Raw genomic sequence first — 17,790 nt, 5'->3', positions numbered from 1 at the left:
GTGGGCGCAATGCGCCGCGGGCTGGACTTGCAGGGCGCGGACGCGTAACAGACGCCGAAATCCAAAAAGCAGAAGGGTGCTGTCATGGGCTTTCGCATGGGGATCGTCGGGCTGCCGAATGTCGGCAAGTCCACGCTGTTCAACGCTTTGACGCGCACTGCCGCCGCGCAGGCCGCCAACTTTCCGTTCTGCACGATCGAGCCGAACGTCGGCGAGGTCGCGGTCCCCGACCGTCGTCTGGACGTTCTGGCCGAAATCGCGGGCAGCAAGCAGATCATCCCGACGCGGATGACCTTCGTGGACATCGCGGGCCTGGTGAAAGGCGCCAGCAAGGGCGAAGGTCTGGGCAACCAGTTCCTGGCCAACATCCGCGAGACCGATGCCATCGCCCATGTCCTGCGCTGCTTCGAGGATGGTGACGTCACCCACGTCGAGGATCGCGTGGATCCCGTCGCCGACGCCGAGATCATCGAGACCGAGCTGATGATCTCGGACATGGAATCGATCGAACGCCGCCTTGCCAATATCGCCCGCAAGCTGAAGGGCGGCGACAAGGAGGCGGCGGCGCAGGAACGCCTGCTGAAGCAGGCGCTGGCCGTGCTGGAGGATGGCAAGCCCGCGCGCACCATTACCGTGGACGAAGATGACCGCAAGGCCTGGAACATGCTGCAGCTGCTGACCGCCAAGCCGGTGCTTTATGTCTGCAACGTGTCGGAAAGCGAAGCGGCGACCGGCAACGCCCAATCCGAGAAGGTCCGCCAGATGGCCGAGGCGCAGGGCGCGGGCCATGTCGTCATCTCGGCCAAGATCGAGGAAGAGATCAGCCAGCTGGACGCCGAGGAAGCCGAGATGTTCCTGGGCGAGATGGGCCTAGAGGAAGCGGGCCTCGATCGCCTGATCCGCGCGGGCTACGACCTTCTGGGGCTGCAGACCTATTTCACCGTCGGTCCGAAGGAGGCGCGCGCCTGGACGATCACCAAGGGCACCTTGGCGCCTCAGGCTGCCGGCGTGATCCACGGCGACTTCGAAAAGGGCTTCATCCGCAGCGAGACCGTGGCCTATGACGATTACGTCGCGGGCAAGGGCGAAGCCGGCGCGAAAGAGGCAGGCAAGCTGCGCGTCGAAGGCAAGACCTACGAGGTCAAGGACGGCGACGTCCTGCACTTCCTGTTCAGTTCCTGATCACCGGGGCGCAAGCTGAACGAAAACGGCCCCGGCAGCGATGCCGGGGCCGTTTTCATGCCGGATATCGCAATGCTGTCAGTTGGCGATGACGGTGCATTCCTGCGAACGGCTGTGCAGGCGGTCGCAGGCCAGCTGGGCGACGCTCTTGGTCAGATTGCCGAAGCGGGGTTCGAAACCGCGGTTCGTATTGGCCACATCGCGACGCGCGCCGCCGAAGATGCTGCCATCCTGAAGGGCCATGCTGACGAGGCGATGCTCGGCCTCGACCTTGGATTTGTACATGCCCAAGGCGATACCCCAGTTGCGTCCGCTGTCGGCGGGACGGCGGACGACCTCAAGCTCTTCGGTGGGGGTGCGGTCGCCTTCGCCCATCGCGGCAAGGATCACGGTCTCGGACCGGGGCTTGGGTGCGCGGGAACTGTCCAGCAGCATGTCTTCGGCAGAGGCCTGCTGGACGGGGGCGGGTGCCGCAGCCGGGGCGGCGCTGATCACATCTGCGGTGCTGGCGCTGCGGCGGGGCGAACGCACCGGCCGCTTGGATGCGGCAAGGACGGGCTGCGCGAGGCTGGCCGAGGGGCTCGCTGCCGGTGCTTCATCCAGGGCGACGGCATTGGCGACAGCCTGTTCGATCGCCTGGTTGCGGCTGCCGGGGCGGGCCTTGGGGCGCTGGCTGCTGGCCAGCACGGTGCCTTGCGCGGATGCCCCTGCGGTCGCCTTCTGCAACGCCTCGGTCAGGTTCATGGTGGGACGCGCGGCGACCAGCGTCGAGGCTGCTGCCGTCGGACGGGTCGAGGGCGGGGGCGAGGCCTGCAGGACCAGGCGCTGCGGTTCGGGGCGTGTCGCGGCGGGCGTCGGTTCGACCTTCGCACGGCGCGTGGGCGCCGCTTGTGCCACCAGGCGCGGACGGGCCGGGCGCACTTCGCGGACGCGGTCCGGAATGCGGGTGAAGCTGCTGTCCAGCAACTCTGCCATCACCTGGTTGCGGTGCGCGGTCGAGGTGCCGCCGAAGACGCTTGCGATCAGCCGCTTGTTCCCGCGCTGCGCCGAGGCCGTCAGGTTGAAGCCGGCAGCCCGGGTATAGCCGGTCTTGATCCCGTCGGCGCCCTGATAGGCATCGAGGAAACGGCGGTTGGTCGAGGCAACCTTGGCGATGCCCGCATCCGCCGAACGGCGCGAGAACAGGTTGTAGTACTGCGGGAAATCGTAGAACAGGTGGCGGCCAAGTTCGCTCATGTCATGGGCGGTCGAGAAATGACCGTCCTGCGTCAGGCCGTTGGCATTGCGGAACTGGGTGTTGTTCATGCCAAGCGCGCGGGCCATCTGGGTCATGCGCTGTGCGAAGGCCTCCTCGGACCCGGCGATGCCTTCGCCGATGGCGGTGGCGGCGTCGTTGGCGGATTTGATTGCGGCGGCGCGGATCAGATAGCGCAACTCGATCTTCTGACCGGCGCGCAGGCCCAGCTTCGAGGGCGGTTCGGCCGCTGCATTGGACGAGATAGTGAACTTCGAATCCAGCCTGACCTGACCGCTTTCGATGGCGGTGAACGCCATGTACAGCGTCATCATCTTGGTCAGCGACGCCGGATGCAGACGCGTGTCGGAGTTTTGCTTGTAGATGGGTTGGCCCGTGCGGGCGTCCATGACGTAAGCGGCGAACGGGGCTGCGGCTGCCGGAAGGCCAAGCACCAGCACGGCAAGCAAGGCATGGCTCCACAGCCGGAATGCGGTAAGGATTCGGGTCACTGTCGCTGTCTTTCTGCCTCAAGCGGACATGTCGTTTGTCGCATGTCCGTCGTTAATCAAACGATAATAGCACGGAGATTTTATTCCGGAAACCGGGCATTCGTTTAATTTTGTTGCATGGTGACGCGCATATGACGGGCCTTGTGCGACACGGATGCGGGCGGGGGGCTTTCATCCCGGGCGCTTTGCGCTATATTTCGCCAATGCACCGCCCGGCCCGCCGGGCCACCTTTCGTTGCAGCACCCAAGGGATGACCTTAGCCACGATGACGCATTGGATGACCGATCCCGACAAACCCGACGATCAGTCCGATCTGGCGGTCAAGCCGCGGACACGTTCGCAGCGTCCGCCGATGTACAAGGTGCTGCTGCTGAACGACGACTTCACTCCGATGGAATTCGTGGTGCATGTGCTGGAACGCCTGTTCCACCTGACGCATGCCCAGGCCATCGAGATCATGCTGACCGTGCATCGCAAGGGCGTCGCGGTTGTCGGCGTGTTTTCCCACGAGGTGGCCGAAACCAAGGTCGCCCAAGTGATGGAACTGGCCCGCCGCCAGCAGCACCCGCTGCAATGCACCATGGAAAAAGAGTAATCGCGTGACCCAATCACGACTGGAACTGGCCTTTCCGGACGGCCCGCCGGAAGGCGAAGTCCTGTTCGTCGGTGCCGCCGCCGCAGACGACCTGTCGCCGCTGGACCCCGACCATCTGCAGATCCTGCAGGGCAGTTTCCCCGACCATGACGGTCTGGCCACGCGCGGATACCGCGTCGTGGTCGAAACCGAGGCCCGCTTCGAGACCGCCGTCGTGCGCCTGCCGCGTGCCAAGGCGGCGGCCCGTGCGCGGATCGCGGATGCAGCCGGACGGCTGGCCCCCGGCGCGGCGCTGTGGATCGACGGTCAGAAAACCGACGGCGTGGATTCACTGCTGAAGGAGCTGCGCAAGCTGGCCCCCGTCACTGATGTGCACAGCAAGGCCCATGGCAAGATCTTCCGCGTGACCCTGCCCGAAGGCGACTGGCTGCCCGACGATTGGGCAAGCCGCAGCACCGAGGTCGCGCCAGGCTTTACCACGCTTCCGGGCGTGTTTTCCGCCGATGGCATCGATCCCGGATCACGCATGCTGGCCGATCATCTTCCCGACAAGCTGCCGACCCGCATGATCGACCTGGGCGCGGGCTGGGGCTGGCTTTCGGCGCAGGTTCTGGCCCGCAAGGGCGTTGAGGTCCTGCATCTGGTCGAGGCTGATCATGCGGCTCTTGAATCCGCCCGCCGCAACGTGACCGACCCGCGTGCGAAGTTCCATTGGGCCGACGCGCGTGATTTTCGCCTTCCCGATCCGGTGAACGGCATCGTCATGAACCCGCCCTTCCACGAAGGCCGCCAGGCCGATCCCAAGCTGGGCGCAGCCTTCATCGCCAGTGCTGCGCGTCTGCTGACCGGCGCAGGCAAACTGTGGATGGTCGCCAACCGCCACCTTCCCTACGAAGCCGTGCTGTCCCAGTATTTCGGTCAGGTCCACGAGATCGGGGGCGACACCCGCTTCAAGATCATCGAGGCGACGGCGGCAGGCAAAGGCAGCGCATCCCCCAAGGGTTCCACCGCCAAGGGTCGCCGCAAATGAGCATGTCCGTCCAAGGCAAGGTAGCCATCGTCACCGGCGCCGCCCGCGGTGTAGGTCTGGCGATCGCCCGCCATCTGGCTGAACGTGGCGCCTCGGTGATGTTTGCCGACAACGATGAGGCTGCGCTGAACTCGGTGATTTCGGACTATGACGGCGAACAGACGCAGGTGCGCCGCTTTGCCGGGAACATGTCGGAAAAACTGTGCATGGCCAACCTCTTGTCGGCCACTCTTGATGCTTTCGATCGGGTTGATATCCTGGTCAACGGCCATCGCTTCGTGCGCGACAGCGATCCGCTGGATACCGACATGGACCAGTTGGAGGAGATGCTGCGGCAGAACATGCTGGCCGGTCTGCGCCTGTCTCAGCTTGTCGCCAAGCGCATGATCAAGCAGGCCGAGGGTGAAGGCCCGACTGCGCAGACCGGGGCCATCGTCAATATCTCGACCCTGGCGGCGCGGCGGCCCATACCGACGATGCTGGGCTATTCCATCGCCTGCGCGGCGCAGGAACAGGCGACCCGGGGGCTGGCCCTTGCGCTGGCGCCGCATCGCATCCGCGTCAACGGGGTCAGCTTCAGCAGCCTGATGTCGCATGAATTGCAATGTGCGCTGAAGGACGACCCTGAAAAGCGCGCCCAGATCATTGCGGGCACGCCGATGGGGCGGATCGCACCGGCCGACGAATTGGCCGAGGCGGTGCATTACCTTGTCAGCGACGGCGCGCGCTTCGTCACCGGTCAGATTTTGACCGTCGATGGCGGTCGCAGCTTGGCCGATCCGGTGACGGCGCAAATCCTTTAGGCCTCGTCGGGATAGGCGGTGCGACAGGCGTCCACCGCCGCCCTTGCGCGCTTGGCCAGGGCATCCTGGCGTTCGACCAGCCCGTCGCGCTTGCGCAACTCGGCCGCGGGATCGATGGGAACGCGATAGCGTTCCTGATCCACGTAGTCGCGCCAGCAGGTATAGGTCGTCACGTGATCCTGACCCTTCCGGTCGCGATAGACCCGCTGGCATTGCGTCGGGCGGGTCCGCACCACCTGCCGTTCCTCCCACGCATAGCCGCGCGACAAATTGCCCTCGACCTCTGCCAAAAGGCGGCTGACGGTCCGGTATTCGTCGGTGTTGCGCGAAATGCAGCGTTCCTGCGGGGTGGCGCAGGCCGCCAGCGTCAGCGGCAGGGTCAACATCAGGGCAAGGGTGGTGTTGCGGGGCATCGGCGCTCTCATTACAGCAGGTGGGGCATGCTAGCCGCGGGGCACGCGGCTTTGCAAATCACATATGAGGCCCGACATGGATGAACAGCGCCGCCAAGCCGCCGATTGGTTCAAGGAACTTCGCGACCGGATCGTGACCGCATTCGAGACGCTCGAGGACGAGGGGCAGGGCAGCATCCCCCCCGGCCGCTTCGAGGTCACCCCCACCACCCGCGACAACGACGGCGGTGGTGGCCTGATGTCGGTCATGCGCGGCGGTCGCGTCTTCGAGAAGGTCGGCGTCAACTGGTCGGAGGTTCACGGCACCCTTGCCCCCCGCGCGCAGGCCGCCATGACCGCCCGCGGCGTGCCGGGCATGGACAGCGACCCGCGCTTCTGGGCCAGCGGCATCAGCCTTGTGGCCCATATGCAGAACCCGCACGCGCCCGCCGTCCACATGAACACCCGCATGTTCTGGACCCCCGGTGCCATGTGGTTCGGCGGCGGTGCCGACCTGAACCCCTGCATCGAATACCCCGAGGATACGGCTCATTTCCACGACACCCTGCGCGCGGCCTGCGATGCCCATGGCGCGGATTACTACGACCGCTTCAAGGCCTGGGCGGACGAGTATTTCTTCATTCCCCATCGCGGCCGGGCCCGCGGCGTCGGCGGCATCTTCTATGACGACCTGAATACCGGCGACTGGCAGGCCGATTTTGACTTCACCCGTGCCGTGGGCGAGGCCTTCCTGCCCGCCTTCCTGCCGCTGGTCCGCTCGCGCATGACCGCGGGTTGGAGCGATGCCAACAAGGATACCCAGCTGATTCACCGCGGCCTCTATGCGGAATACAATCTGGTCTATGACCGGGGCACCAAGTTCGGCCTGGAAACCGGCCACAATCCCGACGCCGTCCTGATGAGCCTGCCGCCCTTGGCGAAATGGACCTAGGGCAATATGGACCGCCCTTGGGAGCGTCTGGATGAGTTGACCGGGCGAGAGGCCGCCAAGGCTGTTGGCGACTATTGCCTTGAGCATTTGTTATACTTGAAGGGTCAACAGCGGATCTATTGGGGCCTTTATGGCGATGAGCGTCGGATCGAGGTGCTGAACACGGCCTCCGGCCCTGTCGCCAAGATCGTTCAGGATGCCCTGTTCGATGTGATCGTGCTTGGCATCTGTCGGCTGTTAGACCCGGCACAGTCCGTGAAAAAATCAGAGAACCTGACGCTTGCGCTGCTGATAGACATGCTGCCGATACCTGACCGGAAGGACGAATATCACTCCGAACGGAGAAGGTTGCGCGATGATGCCGCAGCTCTTGTCGATCGCCGCAACAAGCATATTGCCCATGCTGACAGCGCGGCACTCAAGAAAGATGCGCGTGTCGGTTGGGTCAGCATGCGGCAGATCAAGTCCGCCTTGGACGACATGTACGACTTGTTGAGAAGGATTTATAAAAGCGAGTTTAATACGGAAACGTATGGCTGGAAGTCGAATGACCACCCCGAACTCCAGTTTCTGCGCGCATTGGCATTCGGCAACGCCGCTCATGCGCAGAAACTAGAAGATTATGAGGAGGCACTCATTACGACGCCTTATGGCGAAAGCCTGCCCGATCTGGAGGACATCTATCCCGACTGGCTGCGCACCCCGAGGGGTTAGACGTCCAGCTCTTCCACGAATTGCGCGTTTTCCTGGATGTACTGGAAGCGCAGCTCGGGCTTCTTGCCCATCAGGCGTTCGACCAGATCGCCGGTCTCGCCGCCCTCATCGTCGTCGATGCTGACGCGGATCAGCTTGCGGGTGGCGGGGTTCATGGTGGTGTCCTTCAGGTCCTTGGCGTCCATCTCGCCCAGACCCTTGAAGCGCTGCATGTCGATCTTGCCGCGACCGCCCAGACCCTTGGCCATCATCCGCTCCTTCTCGGCATCGTCCGAGACATAGACGCGATGCGCGCCCTGCGTCAGGCGGTAAAGCGGCGGGCAGGCCAGGTAGAGGTGCCCGCGGTCGATCAGCGGGCGCATCTGCGTGAAGAAGAAGGTCATCAGCAGGCTGGCGATATGCGCGCCATCGACGTCGGCATCGGTCATGATGATGATCTTGTCATAGCGCAGATCGTCGACGTTGAACTTGGTGCCCATGCTGACGCCAAGTGCCTGGCAGAGGTCGTTGATCTCCTGGTTGGCGCCCATCTTGGACGACGCCGCGCCCAGCACGTTCAGGATCTTGCCGCGCAGGGGCAGCAGCGCCTGTTTCGTGCGGTCGCGCGCCATCTTGGCGCTGCCGCCGGCGCTGTCGCCCTCGACGATGAACAGCTCGGTTCCTTCGCGGTTGGTGGCGCTGCAATCGACCAGCTTGCCGGGCAGGCGCAGCTTTTTCGTGGCAGTCTTGCGGGCGGTTTCCTTTTCCTGTCGGCGGCGCAGGCGTTCCTCGGCCCGCAGGATCAGGAAGTCGAGGATCGCGCCCGCCGATTTCGTGTCCGACGCCAGCCAGTTGTCGAAATGGTCGCGCACGGCGTTTTCGACCAGACGCGCGGCCTCGACCGTGGCGAGGCGGTCCTTGGTCTGGCCCACGAATTCCGGTTCGCGGATGAAGCAGCTGACCAGCGCGCAACCGCCCGTCAGCAGGTCCTCGCGCGTGATGTTGCCGGCCTTCTTGTTGTTGACGCGCTCGCCATAGGCCCGCACGCCCTTCAGGATGGCCGACCAGAAGCCTGCCTCGTGGGTGCCGCCTTCGGGGGTGGGGACGGTGTTGCAATAGGACTGGATGAAGCCGTCACGGGCGGGCGTCCAGTTGATGGCCCAATCGACCTTGCCCGGCGCATTGAAGCGCTTGAAGTCGATGCTGCCCGAGAAGGGGCGTTCGGCATAGGTCGTCGCACCCGAGAGGGTTTCCGACAGGTAATCGGCCAGACCGCCGGGGAAATGGAAGGTCGCCTCGCGCGGGGTTTCGCCGTCGTCGATCTCGGTCTTCCAGCGGATTTCGACACCGCTGAACAGATAGGCCTTGGATTTGACCATCTTCATCAGGCGGGCGGGCTTGAAGCGGTGATGCCCGAAGATCTGTTCGTCGGCGTGGAAGGTCACGGTGGTGCCGCGCCGGTTCGGGGCAGCGCCGACCTTGGCCACCGGGCCTTCGGGGATGCCGCGGGAAAAGCGCTGTTCGAACAACTCCTTGTTGCGGGCAACCTGCACGACCATGCTGTCGGAAAGCGCGTTCACCACCGATGCGCCGACCCCGTGCAGACCGCCCGAGGTCTCATAGGCATCGCCCGAGAACTTGCCCCCCGCGTGCAGCGTGCAGAGGATCACCTCGAGCGCGGATTTGCCGGGGAACTTGGGGTGGGGGTCGATGGGAATGCCGCGCCCGTTGTCGCGCACGACGACGCTGTGGTCGGCCAGCAGTTCGATCTCGATCCGGCTGGCGTGGCCTGCCACGGCTTCGTCCATCGAGTTGTCGAGGATTTCCGCCACCAAGTGATGCAGCGCACGTTCGTCGGTGCCGCCGATATACATGCCGGGGCGCTTGCGGACAGGCTCCAACCCCTCGAGAACCTCGATCGAGGATGCGGAATAGCTGTCGGTGTTGCTGCCACCGGAGAGAAGATCGTCGGCCATCGGGTATGCTCGTTTCGTCGCGTGTTGGGGGCGGTTATCTCACGCCCGAGGGGCGGGCGGCAAGGGCTTGTGGTCCCCTGCGCGCCCGCCACCAGCGATTGCGGAACGATCAGGCGGCTTCGGCGTCCCTCAGAGCGGACATCTGCACAAAGCCTGCCCGCTGCTGGCAGGCCGTCAGCCAGTCGCGGGTCGCGGGGAATTGCGACATCAGCTCGTCATGGCCCTGGGCATAGCGCAGGACCTCGGCCATGTTCAGATCGGCGACGGTGAGGCGGCCGCCGACCAGATGGCCGTGGGTTGCCAGCTGCTGCTCGACGACTTTCAACGGGCGGACCAGCCGGGTCGCGGCCTCGGCGACCAGACCCGTATCCTCGGCCGATTGCAGGTTGCCGCGGTTGTGCAGGAACAGGATCGTCAGCGCGTCGGGCTCGATGCTGGTCGCGGCATAGAAGGACCACTGCATCATCAGCGCGTCTTCGTTGTCATCTTGCGGGCCGATGGGACCGCCATGCTTGCGCGCCAGATAGAGTGTGCAGGCCATGGATTCCGACAGCGTCAGGTCGCCGTCTTGCAGGACGGGCACCGCGCCTGCGGGCGACAGCGCCAGAAAATCGGGGCTGCGGGTGTTGGTCGGCGCGTCCGCTGCCCCCGCGTCGGCCAGACGATAGGCTTGGATGACGGGACGGTGCAGGAACGGCAGGCCCAATTCGTGGCACAGCCAGATGATGCGAGAGGCGCGCGACCGCGCGACGCCGTGAATGGTCAGCATGATGCCCCCTTTGATTTCGACACAAGGTGGAGGTTCCCGCAGCAGCGCGCAAGGCCTCTCAGCGGACCCCTGCGCGCCGGGCAGCCCGGTCGATGGCATCGACGATGGCCTGCGGATCGGCGTGATGGGGCATATGCCCGATGCCCGGCAGCACCGTCAGATTGGCGTTGGGCAGTTCGCGGGCCATGCGCCCCGAATGGACGTCCAGATAGACCGTATCATCGGCATCGCCATGCACGATCTCGATCGGCATGGTCAGTTCGGGATAATGCGGCGCCATGGCGGCCAGGTAGGGTTTCAAATTCCCGACCTGTTCCGAGTTCGCGATCAGGCTTTCGCGCCGCGCCGAGAGCCCTGCGCCGATATAGTCGACATAGCCCTTGGGTGGGTCCTGCGGTGCAAAGATGCCCGCCACGATGTCATCGACGCGGCTTTCAGGCGCGAATGCGGTGATCAGCGGCACGGCGGTATGTTCGCCGATGCTGCTGTTCATGAAGTCGTACCAGCGGCTCAGCTCTCCGGGCCAGGGATAGGTCGCACCCGACACAAGCACCAGCGCGGCAGGCCCCGACGGATCGCGCAGCGCCCAGCCCATCGTCACCGCACCGCCATAGCTGTGACCCAGCACGATGGGGTTCTTGACATCAAGCTGCTTGGCCGCCGCCCGCAGCAGATCGGCCTGCGCCAGCGGATTGTCGGTCTGATCGCCGATGGGATCGGTCCAGCCAAGACCGGGGCGGTCGAAGGCGATGACGCGATAGCGGTCGGTCAGCCGGTCCACCAGATCGAAGGTGAAATCGCGGGTGTTGCCGCTTGCGCCATGGATCAGCACCAGATCGGGACCATTGCCGCGCACATCGGCGTGCACCGTCGTGCCGTTCACCTGCAAAAGCTGGCCGGTGGGGGGGAACTGCGCCTCGAAGGCAGTTTCGCGGGCGGTGGCGCGCTTGTCGACGATGGCGGCGCATCCGCCCAGCAGCAAGGCCGCCGCAAGTCCCAGCAGCAGCGGTTTGGTTTTCGGCATCGGTGATCCTTTCGCGTTCCCCTGCCAACAGACACGCAAGCGATCGGGTTCCGGTGCAGTCCTGCGGCAGATTGCCGACATGCGCATCGGTGATTTGCACAAACGGCCGTCGCAGCTTAACCAAGCCCCAACTTGCCGCAATCAGGTGCCCATCCCATTACCGCCCGTCCGTTCCTGCTGTCCCTTGCCCTGTCGCTGGCGCCCTTGGCCGCGAACGCCCATCCGCATGTCTTCATCGATGCGGGGCTCGAAATGACCTATGCCGATGGGAACCTGCAGCAGGTGCAGGTCGAATGGGCCTATGACGCCTTCTATTCGCTGCTGATCATCGAGGATCTGGGGCTGGACCCCGATGGCGACGGCAACCTGACCGAGGACGAGATGACCCGGCTGCAGGGCTTCGACGCCGATTGGGAGCCGGGCTTCGACGGACGGCTTTTTCTGACGGCCCAAAGCCAACCGGTGGCGATGGGGCCGGGAACGGATTTCACCGCGCGCTATCAGGATGGGCAGTTGATCTCGACCCACATCAGGACGCTGGAGGAACCGTTGGCGGCTGGCATTCCGCTGACGATCCAGGTCTATGACCCGGAATATTACGTCCAGTTCAGCATGCCCGATGCCCCGCAGATCGCGGGCCGCGCCCCTTGCCGGATGGAGCAGCAGACTGGCGACCCCGCAGCCGCCGCCAAGGCCTATGATGCCGCGGTCGAGGCCGCCCTGGCCGATGACGAGAGCGCCGAGGCCGAGATGTTGGCCGTCGATATCGGCAACGTCGGCGCCGATCAGGTCCGGATCACTTGCGGGGTCAAGGGATGAGCATCACCCCCATCCGCGCGATCACCCTGACCGGACTGGCCGTCGCGCTGATCCTTGCGGCCCTGTGGTTCGCAGGCGGTTTCGATGGTGTTCAGAACTGGGCCGCCCTGCAGCAGCGTCAAGCGCAGAACCTGATGGCGGGATCGCTGCGGGCTTTGCGCTCGGGTCAGCCGGGGGCGCTGCTGGGGTTGATGGGGGTCTGCTTCGGCTATGGTTTCATGCATGCGGTCGGGCCAGGGCATGGCAAGCTGGTCATCGGCAGCTATGGCTTCGGCACGCAGGTGCCGATTAGGCGGCTGGCGGTGCTGTCGGTGTTGTCATCATTGGCGCAGGCGGGGACAGCCATCGCGCTGGTCTGGGGTGGCATCACCTTCCTGAACCTGACGCGCGAGGCGCTGACCGATCTGACCGAGGATCACATGGCCAGCCTCAGCACCGCGCTGATCGCCCTGATCGGGCTGTGGCTTGCATGGCGCGGGGCGCGAATGCTGATGGCGCGACCCGCGCATCACCACCACGACCACGGCCCCGATTGCGGCTGTGGCCATGCACATGGTCCGACCCCGCAGCAGGCGGCGCAGACGCGGTCGTGGCGGGATGCGATCCTGCTGATCGCCAGCATCGCCGCGCGGCCCTGCACGGGGGCGCTGTTCCTGCTGATCCTGACGTGGCGGATGCAGATCTTCGGGGCGGGGGTGCTGGGAACTCTGGCGATGGGGCTGGGGACGGCCTCGGTCACGCTGGCGGTGGCGGGACTGGCGGTCTGGGCGCGACAGGGCAGCTTTGCGCTGTTCCCGCAGACCGGCCCCCTTGCACGCGCCGGGCAGTGGCTGCCGGGCGTCATGCAACTGGGGGCGGGTCTGCTGATCGCCGTCGTATCGACGGCGATCCTGCTTTAGGCGGTCAGGCCCAGCTGCGTCAGGAACGCCGACATCTGCGGCCCTTGGGCGGCGCGGTTGGCAAACAGCGTCGCCTGCGACCGCAGGATCGGGTCGGTCTGCAGGATGCGCAGGTTGTTGGCCTGCAACGTCGCCCCGGAGGAGGTGATATCGGCAATCGCCTCGGCGGTCAGATTGGCGACGGTGCCCTCGGTCGCGCCCTGGCTGTCCACAAGCTGGTAATCCGCGACCTCGTGCCGGGCAAGGAAGGCACGGACCAGGCGGTGGTACTTGGTGGCGATGCGCAGACGGAAGCCGTGTTCGGCGCGGAAATCGCGGGCCACGGCAGCGAAGTCGTCCAGGTCGGTGCAGTCGCGCCAGCAATCGGGCACGGCGATGATCAGATCGGCATGGCCGAAGCCCATCGGTGCCAGCTCGACCAGATCGGATTTCCAACCGGCCAGCTTTTCATGCACCAGATCGGTGCCTGTGACGCCCATCTCGATCCGGCCTGCGGCCAGTTCGCGCGGGATCTCGCCCGCCGAAAGCAGCACCAGCGAAACGCCGTCCACGCCATCGACCCGCCCCGCATATTCGCGGTCCGAGCCGCTGCGTGACAGGGTCACGCCGCGTTCCGCGAACCACTCGAAGGTCTGTTCCATCAGCCGCCCCTTGGACGGCACGCCAAGGCGGATCATGCGCTGGCCTCCAGTTCGGCGATCAGGCCGGGGCGGATGATGCCACCCACGGCGGGGATTTCACGGCCCTTGCCCAGGACGCGGGTCAGCGCGTCATAGCGCCCGCCCGAGGCGATGGCAGGCCAGCCCTCGCGGTCGGCCACGAAGCTGAAGGTGAAGCCATCGTAATATTCCAGCGTGGTACGGCCGTGGCTGGCGTCGAAGATGATGCCGTCAAGGTCGATGCCGCGATCGGCGATGGCCTGCATGCGCGTGGCGATACGGGCCACGGCGGGGGCGATGGCGGGCATGTCGTCGGCCAGTTCATGCAGCGCGGGCAGGGCCTGCGGTGCAGGCGCGCGCAGGGCAAACAGGCGCGTCAGGCGTTCCGTCCAGACGGCGGGCAGGGGGGCGACGGCGGCATCGGCCTGAAGGCGGGCGATGCGGCGGGTCATCTCGTCCTGCGAGCGCATTCCGGCCCAGGCACTGTCGGTGTCGTGGAACTGGCGCTTGGGCGTGGGCGAGGAGAACCGCTTCATCAGTCGGTCGAAGCGACCCGGGCGCCAGATGTGATGGGACAGCGCATCGGCGCGATCCTGCGTCAGCGGCAGACCGGCAACCGCATCCAGCAGCAGCCCCATGTCGCCCATATGCGCGGTCGCGCCGTAAGGGGAGACCAGCCCGTGGAACAGCGCGAAGAGTTCCGCATCGGCATCGGGGTCGCGGCTGAACAGCTCGAACCCCGCCTGCAGGTATTCGTTGTCGCGGGGGTTGGCGGGGCGGGTGTCGCCCATGTCCTGCTTGCGGAAAATCTCGCCCAGATAGCAGTATCGCGCGGGCTCGGCGCCGCTTTCCATATGCGCCTGGACCACCGGGACGGTGAAGTCGGGGCGCAGCATCATCTCGCCCCGGATCGGGTCGGCGGTTACATAGGCGCGGGCGCGGATATCCTCGCCGTAAAGGTCCAGCAGGCTTTCGGCGGGCAGCAGGATGTCGGGCGCGATTTCCGCGGCACCCGCATCGCGGAAGGCCGCCAGCAGGCGCTGGCCGACGATCTGCTTTTCACGCTTGCCGATCATCCGAGGATCCGCCGGACTTCGGCCACCAGATCGGCGCGGGACACCTCGGTCTGGGCGGGCTGGGATTTCCATTCGTCCAAGGTGGCTTCGGCGGCGATCCTGGCGCCCAAGACCAGGTCCTTGACCTGCACGACGCCGCGCTCGGCCTCGTTTCCGCCCTGGATGATGGCGACGGGGGCGCCGCGCTTGTCGGCGTATTTCAGCTGGTTGCCGAAGTTCTTGGGATTGCCCAGATAGACTTCGGCGCGGATGCCTGCGGCGCGCAGATCGGCGGCCATGGACTGGTAATCCGACATGCGGTCGCGGTCCATGACGGTGACGACGACGGGGCCGATGTCGGTTTCCCCCGCCAGACCCTTGGCGCGCAGGGCGGCCAACAGCCGGTCGACGCCGATGCTGACGCCGGTGGCGGGGACTTTCTGGCCGGTGAAACGCTCGACCAACCCGTCATAGCGACCGCCGCCCGCGACCGAGCCGAACTGACGCTTGCGGCCCTTTTCGTCGAGGATCTCGAAGGTCAGCTCGGCCTCGAAGACGGGGCCGGTGTAATAGCCAAGGCCGCGCACGACGGATGGGTCGATGACGGCGCGATCCTCGGCCACGCCCATCGCGGCCAGCATGTCGGCGATCTGGGTCAGTTCGTCCACGCCCTCGGCACCGATGGCGGATGCCCCGACCGCAGCCCGCAAGTTGGCCAGCGTCGCGGCGTTGTCCTCACCCTTCGAGGTCAGGAAGGCCAGCACGGGGGCCGCCTGTTCCGCGGTCAGACCGACGCCGTCGATCTGCGCGCCGCTGTCGTCGCGCCGACCCGTGGTCAGCAGCGCCAGCACGCCCTCGCGCCCGACCTTGTCGAACTTGTCGATGGTGCGCAGCACGTCGTCGGCCTGATCGGCGCTGACGGATGCGGCCTCAAGGACGCCGTTCAGCACCTTGCGGTTGTTGATGCGGACCATGAAGTCGCCACGGTCGATGCCCACGGCTTCCAGCGCGTCGGCCAGCATGGCGCAGATTTCCGCATCCGCCGCGACGGATGCGCTGCCCACCGTATCGGCATCGCATTGATAGAACTGGCGGAAGCGCCCCGGACCCGGCTTTTCGTTGCGCCAGACCGGCCCCATCGCATAGCGACGGTAAGGGCTGGGCAGGTCGTTGCGGAACTGCGCGGCCACGCGTGCCAGGGGCGCCGTCAGGTCGTAACGCAGCGCCAGCCAGTCGCCTGCGGTGCCGCCACCGGGGACGGCCTCTTCCTGCCAGGCGAAGACGCCGGCATTGGGGCGGTCCACGTCGGGCAGGAACTTGCCCAAGGCCTCGACCGTCTCGACCGCGCTGGTTTCCAGCGGATCGAAGCCATGGCGATGATAGATCGCGGCGATGCGGTCCAGCATCTGCTTGCGTTCGGTGACATCCGCGCCGAAATAGTCGCGAAAGCCCTTGGGCGTCTCGGCCTTGGGCCGGGGCTGCTTCTTTTGATCTTTTGCCATGGTTCCTGTGCCTTTACGGGGCCAAATCCAAGCGCCGACTTAACGGAAGGATCCGACATGGACAAGAAGCCCGACGACCGTATCACCGAACTGGAGGTGGCTTTGGCCCATCTGACCCGCGTGACGGACGATCTGTCCGAGGTGATCGCACGCCAGGACCAGGAGATCAGCCGCCTGACGCGGCGCCTCGACATGCTGATGCGCGCCGAAGCCGAACGGCAGGCCCAAGGCGAGGGCAGCGTGGCCGTTGCCGACCAGCCACCCCCGCATTACTGAGGGCGTGGCCGAAATCTCGGCTTTCCCCGCGCGGACCGATGCGCTAAGGCCGGTCCGAAAAGATTTCGGAAAACGGAAGGATCGTCCATGGCCAATGTTGTGGTTGTCGGAGCGCAATGGGGCGACGAGGGCAAGGGCAAGATCGTCGACTGGCTGTCTGAACGCGCCGATGTGATCGCGCGCTTTCAGGGTGGCCACAATGCCGGCCATACGCTGGTGATCGACGGGAAGGTCTTCAAGCTGTCGCTGCTGCCCTCGGGCATCGTGCGCGAGGACAAGCTGGCCGTCATCGGCAACGGCGTCGTGCTGGACCCTTGGTCGCTGTTTGCGGAAATCGACAAGCTGGCAGGCCAGGGCGTCAAGATCGGGACAGAGAACCTGATCATCGCGGAGAACACGCCACTGATCCTGCCGCTGCACCAGGACCTGGACAAGCTGCGCGAGGAAGCCGCCGGCAAGGCCAAGATCGGCACCACCGGTCGTGGAATCGGCCCTGCATACGAAGACAAGGTTGGCCGCCGCGCCATCCGCCTGGCCGATCTGGGCGATGAAAAGACGCTGGACGACCGCATCGACCGCCTGCTGGCCCATCACGACGCGCTGCGCACCGGCCTTGGCGCCGATGCCATCGACCGCGCCGAGCTGAAGGCCAAGCTGCTGGAGATCGCGCCCAAATTGCTACCCTATGCCCAGCCCGTCTGGAAGATCATGTCGGACGCCCGCAAGGCCGGCAAGCGCATCCTGTTCGAGGGCGCGCAGGGCAGCCTGCTGGACATCGATTTCGGCACCTATCCCTATGTCACCTCCTCGACCACGACCTCGGGGGCGGCGGCTTCGGGCACCGGCATGGGTCCGGGCGCAATCGATTTCGTGCTGGGCATCGTCAAGGCCTATACCACCCGCGTGGGCGAAGGCCCGTTCCCGTCCGAACTGGACGATGCCGACGGCCAGCGCCTTGGCGAACGCGGCCATGAGTTCGGCACCGTAACGGGGCGCAAGCGTCGCTGCGGCTGGTTCGACGCGGTCCTGGTGCGCCAGACCTGCGCCATCAGCGGCGTGAACGGCATCGCGCTGACCAAGCTGGACGTTCTGGACGGCTTCGAGACGTTGAAGATCTGCACGGGCTACGAGATCGACGGCGTGAAATACGACTATCTGCCGACCGCCGCCGCGTTGCAGGCCAAGGTGACCCCCATCTATGAAGAGATGGACGGCTGGCAGGAATCCACGCAAGGTGCCCGCAGCTGGGCCGATCTGCCCGCCGCCGCCATCAAGTATGTTCGCCGGGTCGAGGAGCTGATCCAATGCCCCGTGGCCATGCTCTCGACCAGCCCCGAGCGTGACGACACCATCCTGGTGACCGACCCGTTCGAGGATTGATCCCGCCAGAAGGGGGGCGATGTCGCCCCCCTGCCAA

At 65.6% G+C, this 17,790-nt stretch carries 18 protein-coding genes; 10 read left to right on the top strand and 8 right to left on the bottom strand.

What is annotated here, in order from left to right; genetic code table 11:
• Positions 1-84: 84 nt before the first annotated feature.
• Positions 85-1,182 (top strand): redox-regulated ATPase YchF, encoded by a 1,098-nt coding sequence (gene ychF, locus DDE75_RS10225; RefSeq protein ID WP_108502272.1) that lies wholly within the window; start codon positions 85-87, stop codon positions 1,180-1,182.
• A gap of 78 nt (positions 1,183-1,260) precedes the next feature.
• Here ychF and DDE75_RS10220 read toward each other — a convergent pair whose 3' ends face one another.
• Entirely contained in the window at positions 1,261-2,928 is a 1,668-nt protein-coding gene (locus tag DDE75_RS10220; RefSeq protein ID WP_272482568.1) for a D-alanyl-D-alanine carboxypeptidase family protein, read from the bottom strand.
• A 266-nt stretch (positions 2,929-3,194) separates the two neighbouring features.
• On the opposite strand from DDE75_RS10220, the gene clpS reads away from it, so the two are divergent.
• Genes clpS through DDE75_RS10205 form a run of 3 tightly spaced genes read left to right on the top strand, consistent with a single transcriptional unit; the run spans position 3,195 to position 5,357 of the window.
• Positions 3,195-3,524: an ATP-dependent Clp protease adapter ClpS gene (gene clpS, locus DDE75_RS10215; RefSeq protein WP_170310938.1), complete on the top strand. Its 330-nt coding sequence runs from the start codon at positions 3,195-3,197 to the stop codon at positions 3,522-3,524.
• A 4-nt stretch (positions 3,525-3,528) separates the two neighbouring features.
• Positions 3,529-4,554 carry a class I SAM-dependent methyltransferase gene (locus DDE75_RS10210; RefSeq protein WP_108502271.1) on the top strand — a complete coding sequence of 342 codons (1,026 nt, stop codon included), beginning with the start codon at positions 3,529-3,531 and terminating at the stop codon, positions 4,552-4,554.
• The gene (locus tag DDE75_RS10205; protein ID WP_108502270.1) at positions 4,551-5,357 is read left to right on the top strand and encodes an SDR family NAD(P)-dependent oxidoreductase; all 807 of its coding nucleotides are present in this window, start codon (positions 4,551-4,553) and stop codon (positions 5,355-5,357) included. The genes DDE75_RS10210 and DDE75_RS10205 overlap by 4 nt, the downstream gene beginning before the upstream one ends.
• Here the strand turns inward: DDE75_RS10205 and DDE75_RS10200 are convergent.
• Positions 5,354-5,770 (bottom strand): hypothetical protein, encoded by a 417-nt coding sequence (locus DDE75_RS10200; RefSeq protein WP_108502269.1) that lies wholly within the window; start codon positions 5,768-5,770, stop codon positions 5,354-5,356. The two genes, DDE75_RS10205 and DDE75_RS10200, sit on opposite strands and share 4 nt — an antisense overlap.
• A gap of 64 nt (positions 5,771-5,834) precedes the next feature.
• Here DDE75_RS10200 and hemF point away from each other — a divergent pair, with 64 nt between their 5' ends.
• Positions 5,835-6,701 (top strand): oxygen-dependent coproporphyrinogen oxidase, encoded by an 867-nt coding sequence (gene hemF / locus DDE75_RS10195; RefSeq protein WP_108502268.1) that lies wholly within the window; start codon positions 5,835-5,837, stop codon positions 6,699-6,701.
• Between the two features lie 6 nt (positions 6,702-6,707).
• Complete coding sequence (locus DDE75_RS10190) at positions 6,708-7,415, top strand: AbiU2 domain-containing protein (protein ID WP_108502267.1); 708 nt, start codon at positions 6,708-6,710, stop codon at positions 7,413-7,415.
• Here the strand turns inward: DDE75_RS10190 and parE are convergent.
• The 3 genes from parE to DDE75_RS10175 form a co-directional block, all read right to left on the bottom strand.
• On the bottom strand, positions 7,412-9,370 hold the full coding sequence (gene parE, locus DDE75_RS10185; RefSeq protein WP_108502266.1) for a DNA topoisomerase IV subunit B: 1,959 nt from the start codon (positions 9,368-9,370) through the stop codon (positions 7,412-7,414). The genes DDE75_RS10190 and parE overlap by 4 nt on opposite strands.
• A gap of 109 nt (positions 9,371-9,479) precedes the next feature.
• Entirely contained in the window at positions 9,480-10,139 is a 660-nt protein-coding gene (locus DDE75_RS10180; protein ID WP_108502265.1) for a glutathione S-transferase family protein, read from the bottom strand.
• 58 nt (positions 10,140-10,197) lie between these two features.
• Positions 10,198-11,163, bottom strand: coding sequence for an alpha/beta fold hydrolase (locus tag DDE75_RS10175; RefSeq protein ID WP_108502264.1), 966 nt, complete (start codon positions 11,161-11,163; stop codon positions 10,198-10,200).
• A 132-nt stretch (positions 11,164-11,295) separates the two neighbouring features.
• Here DDE75_RS10175 and DDE75_RS10170 point away from each other — a divergent pair, with 132 nt between their 5' ends.
• Together DDE75_RS10170 and DDE75_RS10165 are read left to right on the top strand one after the other, a co-directional pair.
• Positions 11,296-11,982 carry a DUF1007 family protein gene (locus DDE75_RS10170; protein WP_108502263.1) on the top strand — a complete coding sequence of 229 codons (687 nt, stop codon included), beginning with the start codon at positions 11,296-11,298 and terminating at the stop codon, positions 11,980-11,982.
• Entirely contained in the window at positions 11,979-12,881 is a 903-nt protein-coding gene (locus DDE75_RS10165) for a nickel/cobalt transporter (protein ID WP_108502262.1), read from the top strand. Before DDE75_RS10170 ends, DDE75_RS10165 begins: the two co-directional genes overlap by 4 nt.
• Here DDE75_RS10165 and hisG read toward each other — a convergent pair.
• Genes hisG through hisS form a run of 3 tightly spaced genes read right to left on the bottom strand, consistent with a single transcriptional unit; the run spans position 12,878 to position 16,097 of the window.
• Entirely contained in the window at positions 12,878-13,558 is a 681-nt protein-coding gene (gene hisG / locus DDE75_RS10160; protein WP_108502261.1) for an ATP phosphoribosyltransferase, read from the bottom strand. The two genes, DDE75_RS10165 and hisG, sit on opposite strands and share 4 nt — an antisense overlap.
• On the bottom strand, positions 13,555-14,613 hold the full coding sequence (locus DDE75_RS10155; protein WP_108502398.1) for an ATP phosphoribosyltransferase regulatory subunit: 1,059 nt from the start codon (positions 14,611-14,613) through the stop codon (positions 13,555-13,557). Before DDE75_RS10155 ends, hisG begins: the two co-directional genes overlap by 4 nt.
• Positions 14,613-16,097 carry a histidine--tRNA ligase gene (gene hisS, locus DDE75_RS10150; protein WP_108502260.1) on the bottom strand — a complete coding sequence of 495 codons (1,485 nt, stop codon included), beginning with the start codon at positions 16,095-16,097 and terminating at the stop codon, positions 14,613-14,615. Before hisS ends, DDE75_RS10155 begins: the two co-directional genes overlap by 1 nt.
• A 57-nt stretch (positions 16,098-16,154) precedes the next feature.
• Here hisS and DDE75_RS10145 point away from each other — a divergent pair, with 57 nt between their 5' ends.
• Together DDE75_RS10145 and DDE75_RS10140 are read left to right on the top strand one after the other, a co-directional pair.
• Positions 16,155-16,373 (top strand): SlyX family protein, encoded by a 219-nt coding sequence (locus DDE75_RS10145; RefSeq protein WP_108502259.1) that lies wholly within the window; start codon positions 16,155-16,157, stop codon positions 16,371-16,373.
• An 87-nt stretch (positions 16,374-16,460) separates the two neighbouring features.
• Entirely contained in the window at positions 16,461-17,753 is a 1,293-nt protein-coding gene (locus DDE75_RS10140) for an adenylosuccinate synthase (protein WP_108502258.1), read from the top strand.
• Positions 17,754-17,790: the final 37 nt, after the last annotated feature.

Origin of the sequence: Paracoccus indicus (assembly GCF_003056335.1) — a bacterium.
Classification (GTDB): Bacteria; Pseudomonadota; Alphaproteobacteria; order Rhodobacterales; family Rhodobacteraceae; genus Paracoccus; species Paracoccus indicus.
Note: the sequence above shows the minus strand (reverse complement) of the source record. Positions and strands in the feature narration are given on the sequence as shown.

What these genes read in the sequence shown, in the direction of transcription:
- hisS (WP_108502260.1), bottom strand. Translation starts at nt 16,097, where the DNA reads ATGGCAAAAGATCAAAAGAAGCAGCCCCGGCCCAAGGCCGAGACGCCC.
- clpS (WP_170310938.1), top strand. Translation starts at nt 3,195, where the DNA reads ATGACGCATTGGATGACCGATCCCGACAAACCCGACGATCAGTCCGAT.
- hisG (WP_108502261.1), bottom strand. Translation starts at nt 13,558, where the DNA reads ATGATCCGCCTTGGCGTGCCGTCCAAGGGGCGGCTGATGGAACAGACC.
- DDE75_RS10175 (WP_108502264.1), bottom strand. Translation starts at nt 11,163, where the DNA reads ATGCCGAAAACCAAACCGCTGCTGCTGGGACTTGCGGCGGCCTTGCTG.
- DDE75_RS10205 (WP_108502270.1), top strand. Translation starts at nt 4,551, where the DNA reads ATGAGCATGTCCGTCCAAGGCAAGGTAGCCATCGTCACCGGCGCCGCC.
- DDE75_RS10180 (WP_108502265.1), bottom strand. Translation starts at nt 10,139, where the DNA reads ATGCTGACCATTCACGGCGTCGCGCGGTCGCGCGCCTCTCGCATCATC.
- ychF (WP_108502272.1), top strand. Translation starts at nt 85, where the DNA reads ATGGGCTTTCGCATGGGGATCGTCGGGCTGCCGAATGTCGGCAAGTCC.
- parE (WP_108502266.1), bottom strand. Translation starts at nt 9,370, where the DNA reads ATGGCCGACGATCTTCTCTCCGGTGGCAGCAACACCGACAGCTATTCC.
- DDE75_RS10200 (WP_108502269.1), bottom strand. Translation starts at nt 5,770, where the DNA reads ATGCCCCGCAACACCACCCTTGCCCTGATGTTGACCCTGCCGCTGACG.
- DDE75_RS10190 (WP_108502267.1), top strand. Translation starts at nt 6,708, where the DNA reads ATGGACCGCCCTTGGGAGCGTCTGGATGAGTTGACCGGGCGAGAGGCC.
- DDE75_RS10145 (WP_108502259.1), top strand. Translation starts at nt 16,155, where the DNA reads ATGGACAAGAAGCCCGACGACCGTATCACCGAACTGGAGGTGGCTTTG.
- DDE75_RS10165 (WP_108502262.1), top strand. Translation starts at nt 11,979, where the DNA reads ATGAGCATCACCCCCATCCGCGCGATCACCCTGACCGGACTGGCCGTC.
- DDE75_RS10140 (WP_108502258.1), top strand. Translation starts at nt 16,461, where the DNA reads ATGGCCAATGTTGTGGTTGTCGGAGCGCAATGGGGCGACGAGGGCAAG.
- hemF (WP_108502268.1), top strand. Translation starts at nt 5,835, where the DNA reads ATGAGGCCCGACATGGATGAACAGCGCCGCCAAGCCGCCGATTGGTTC.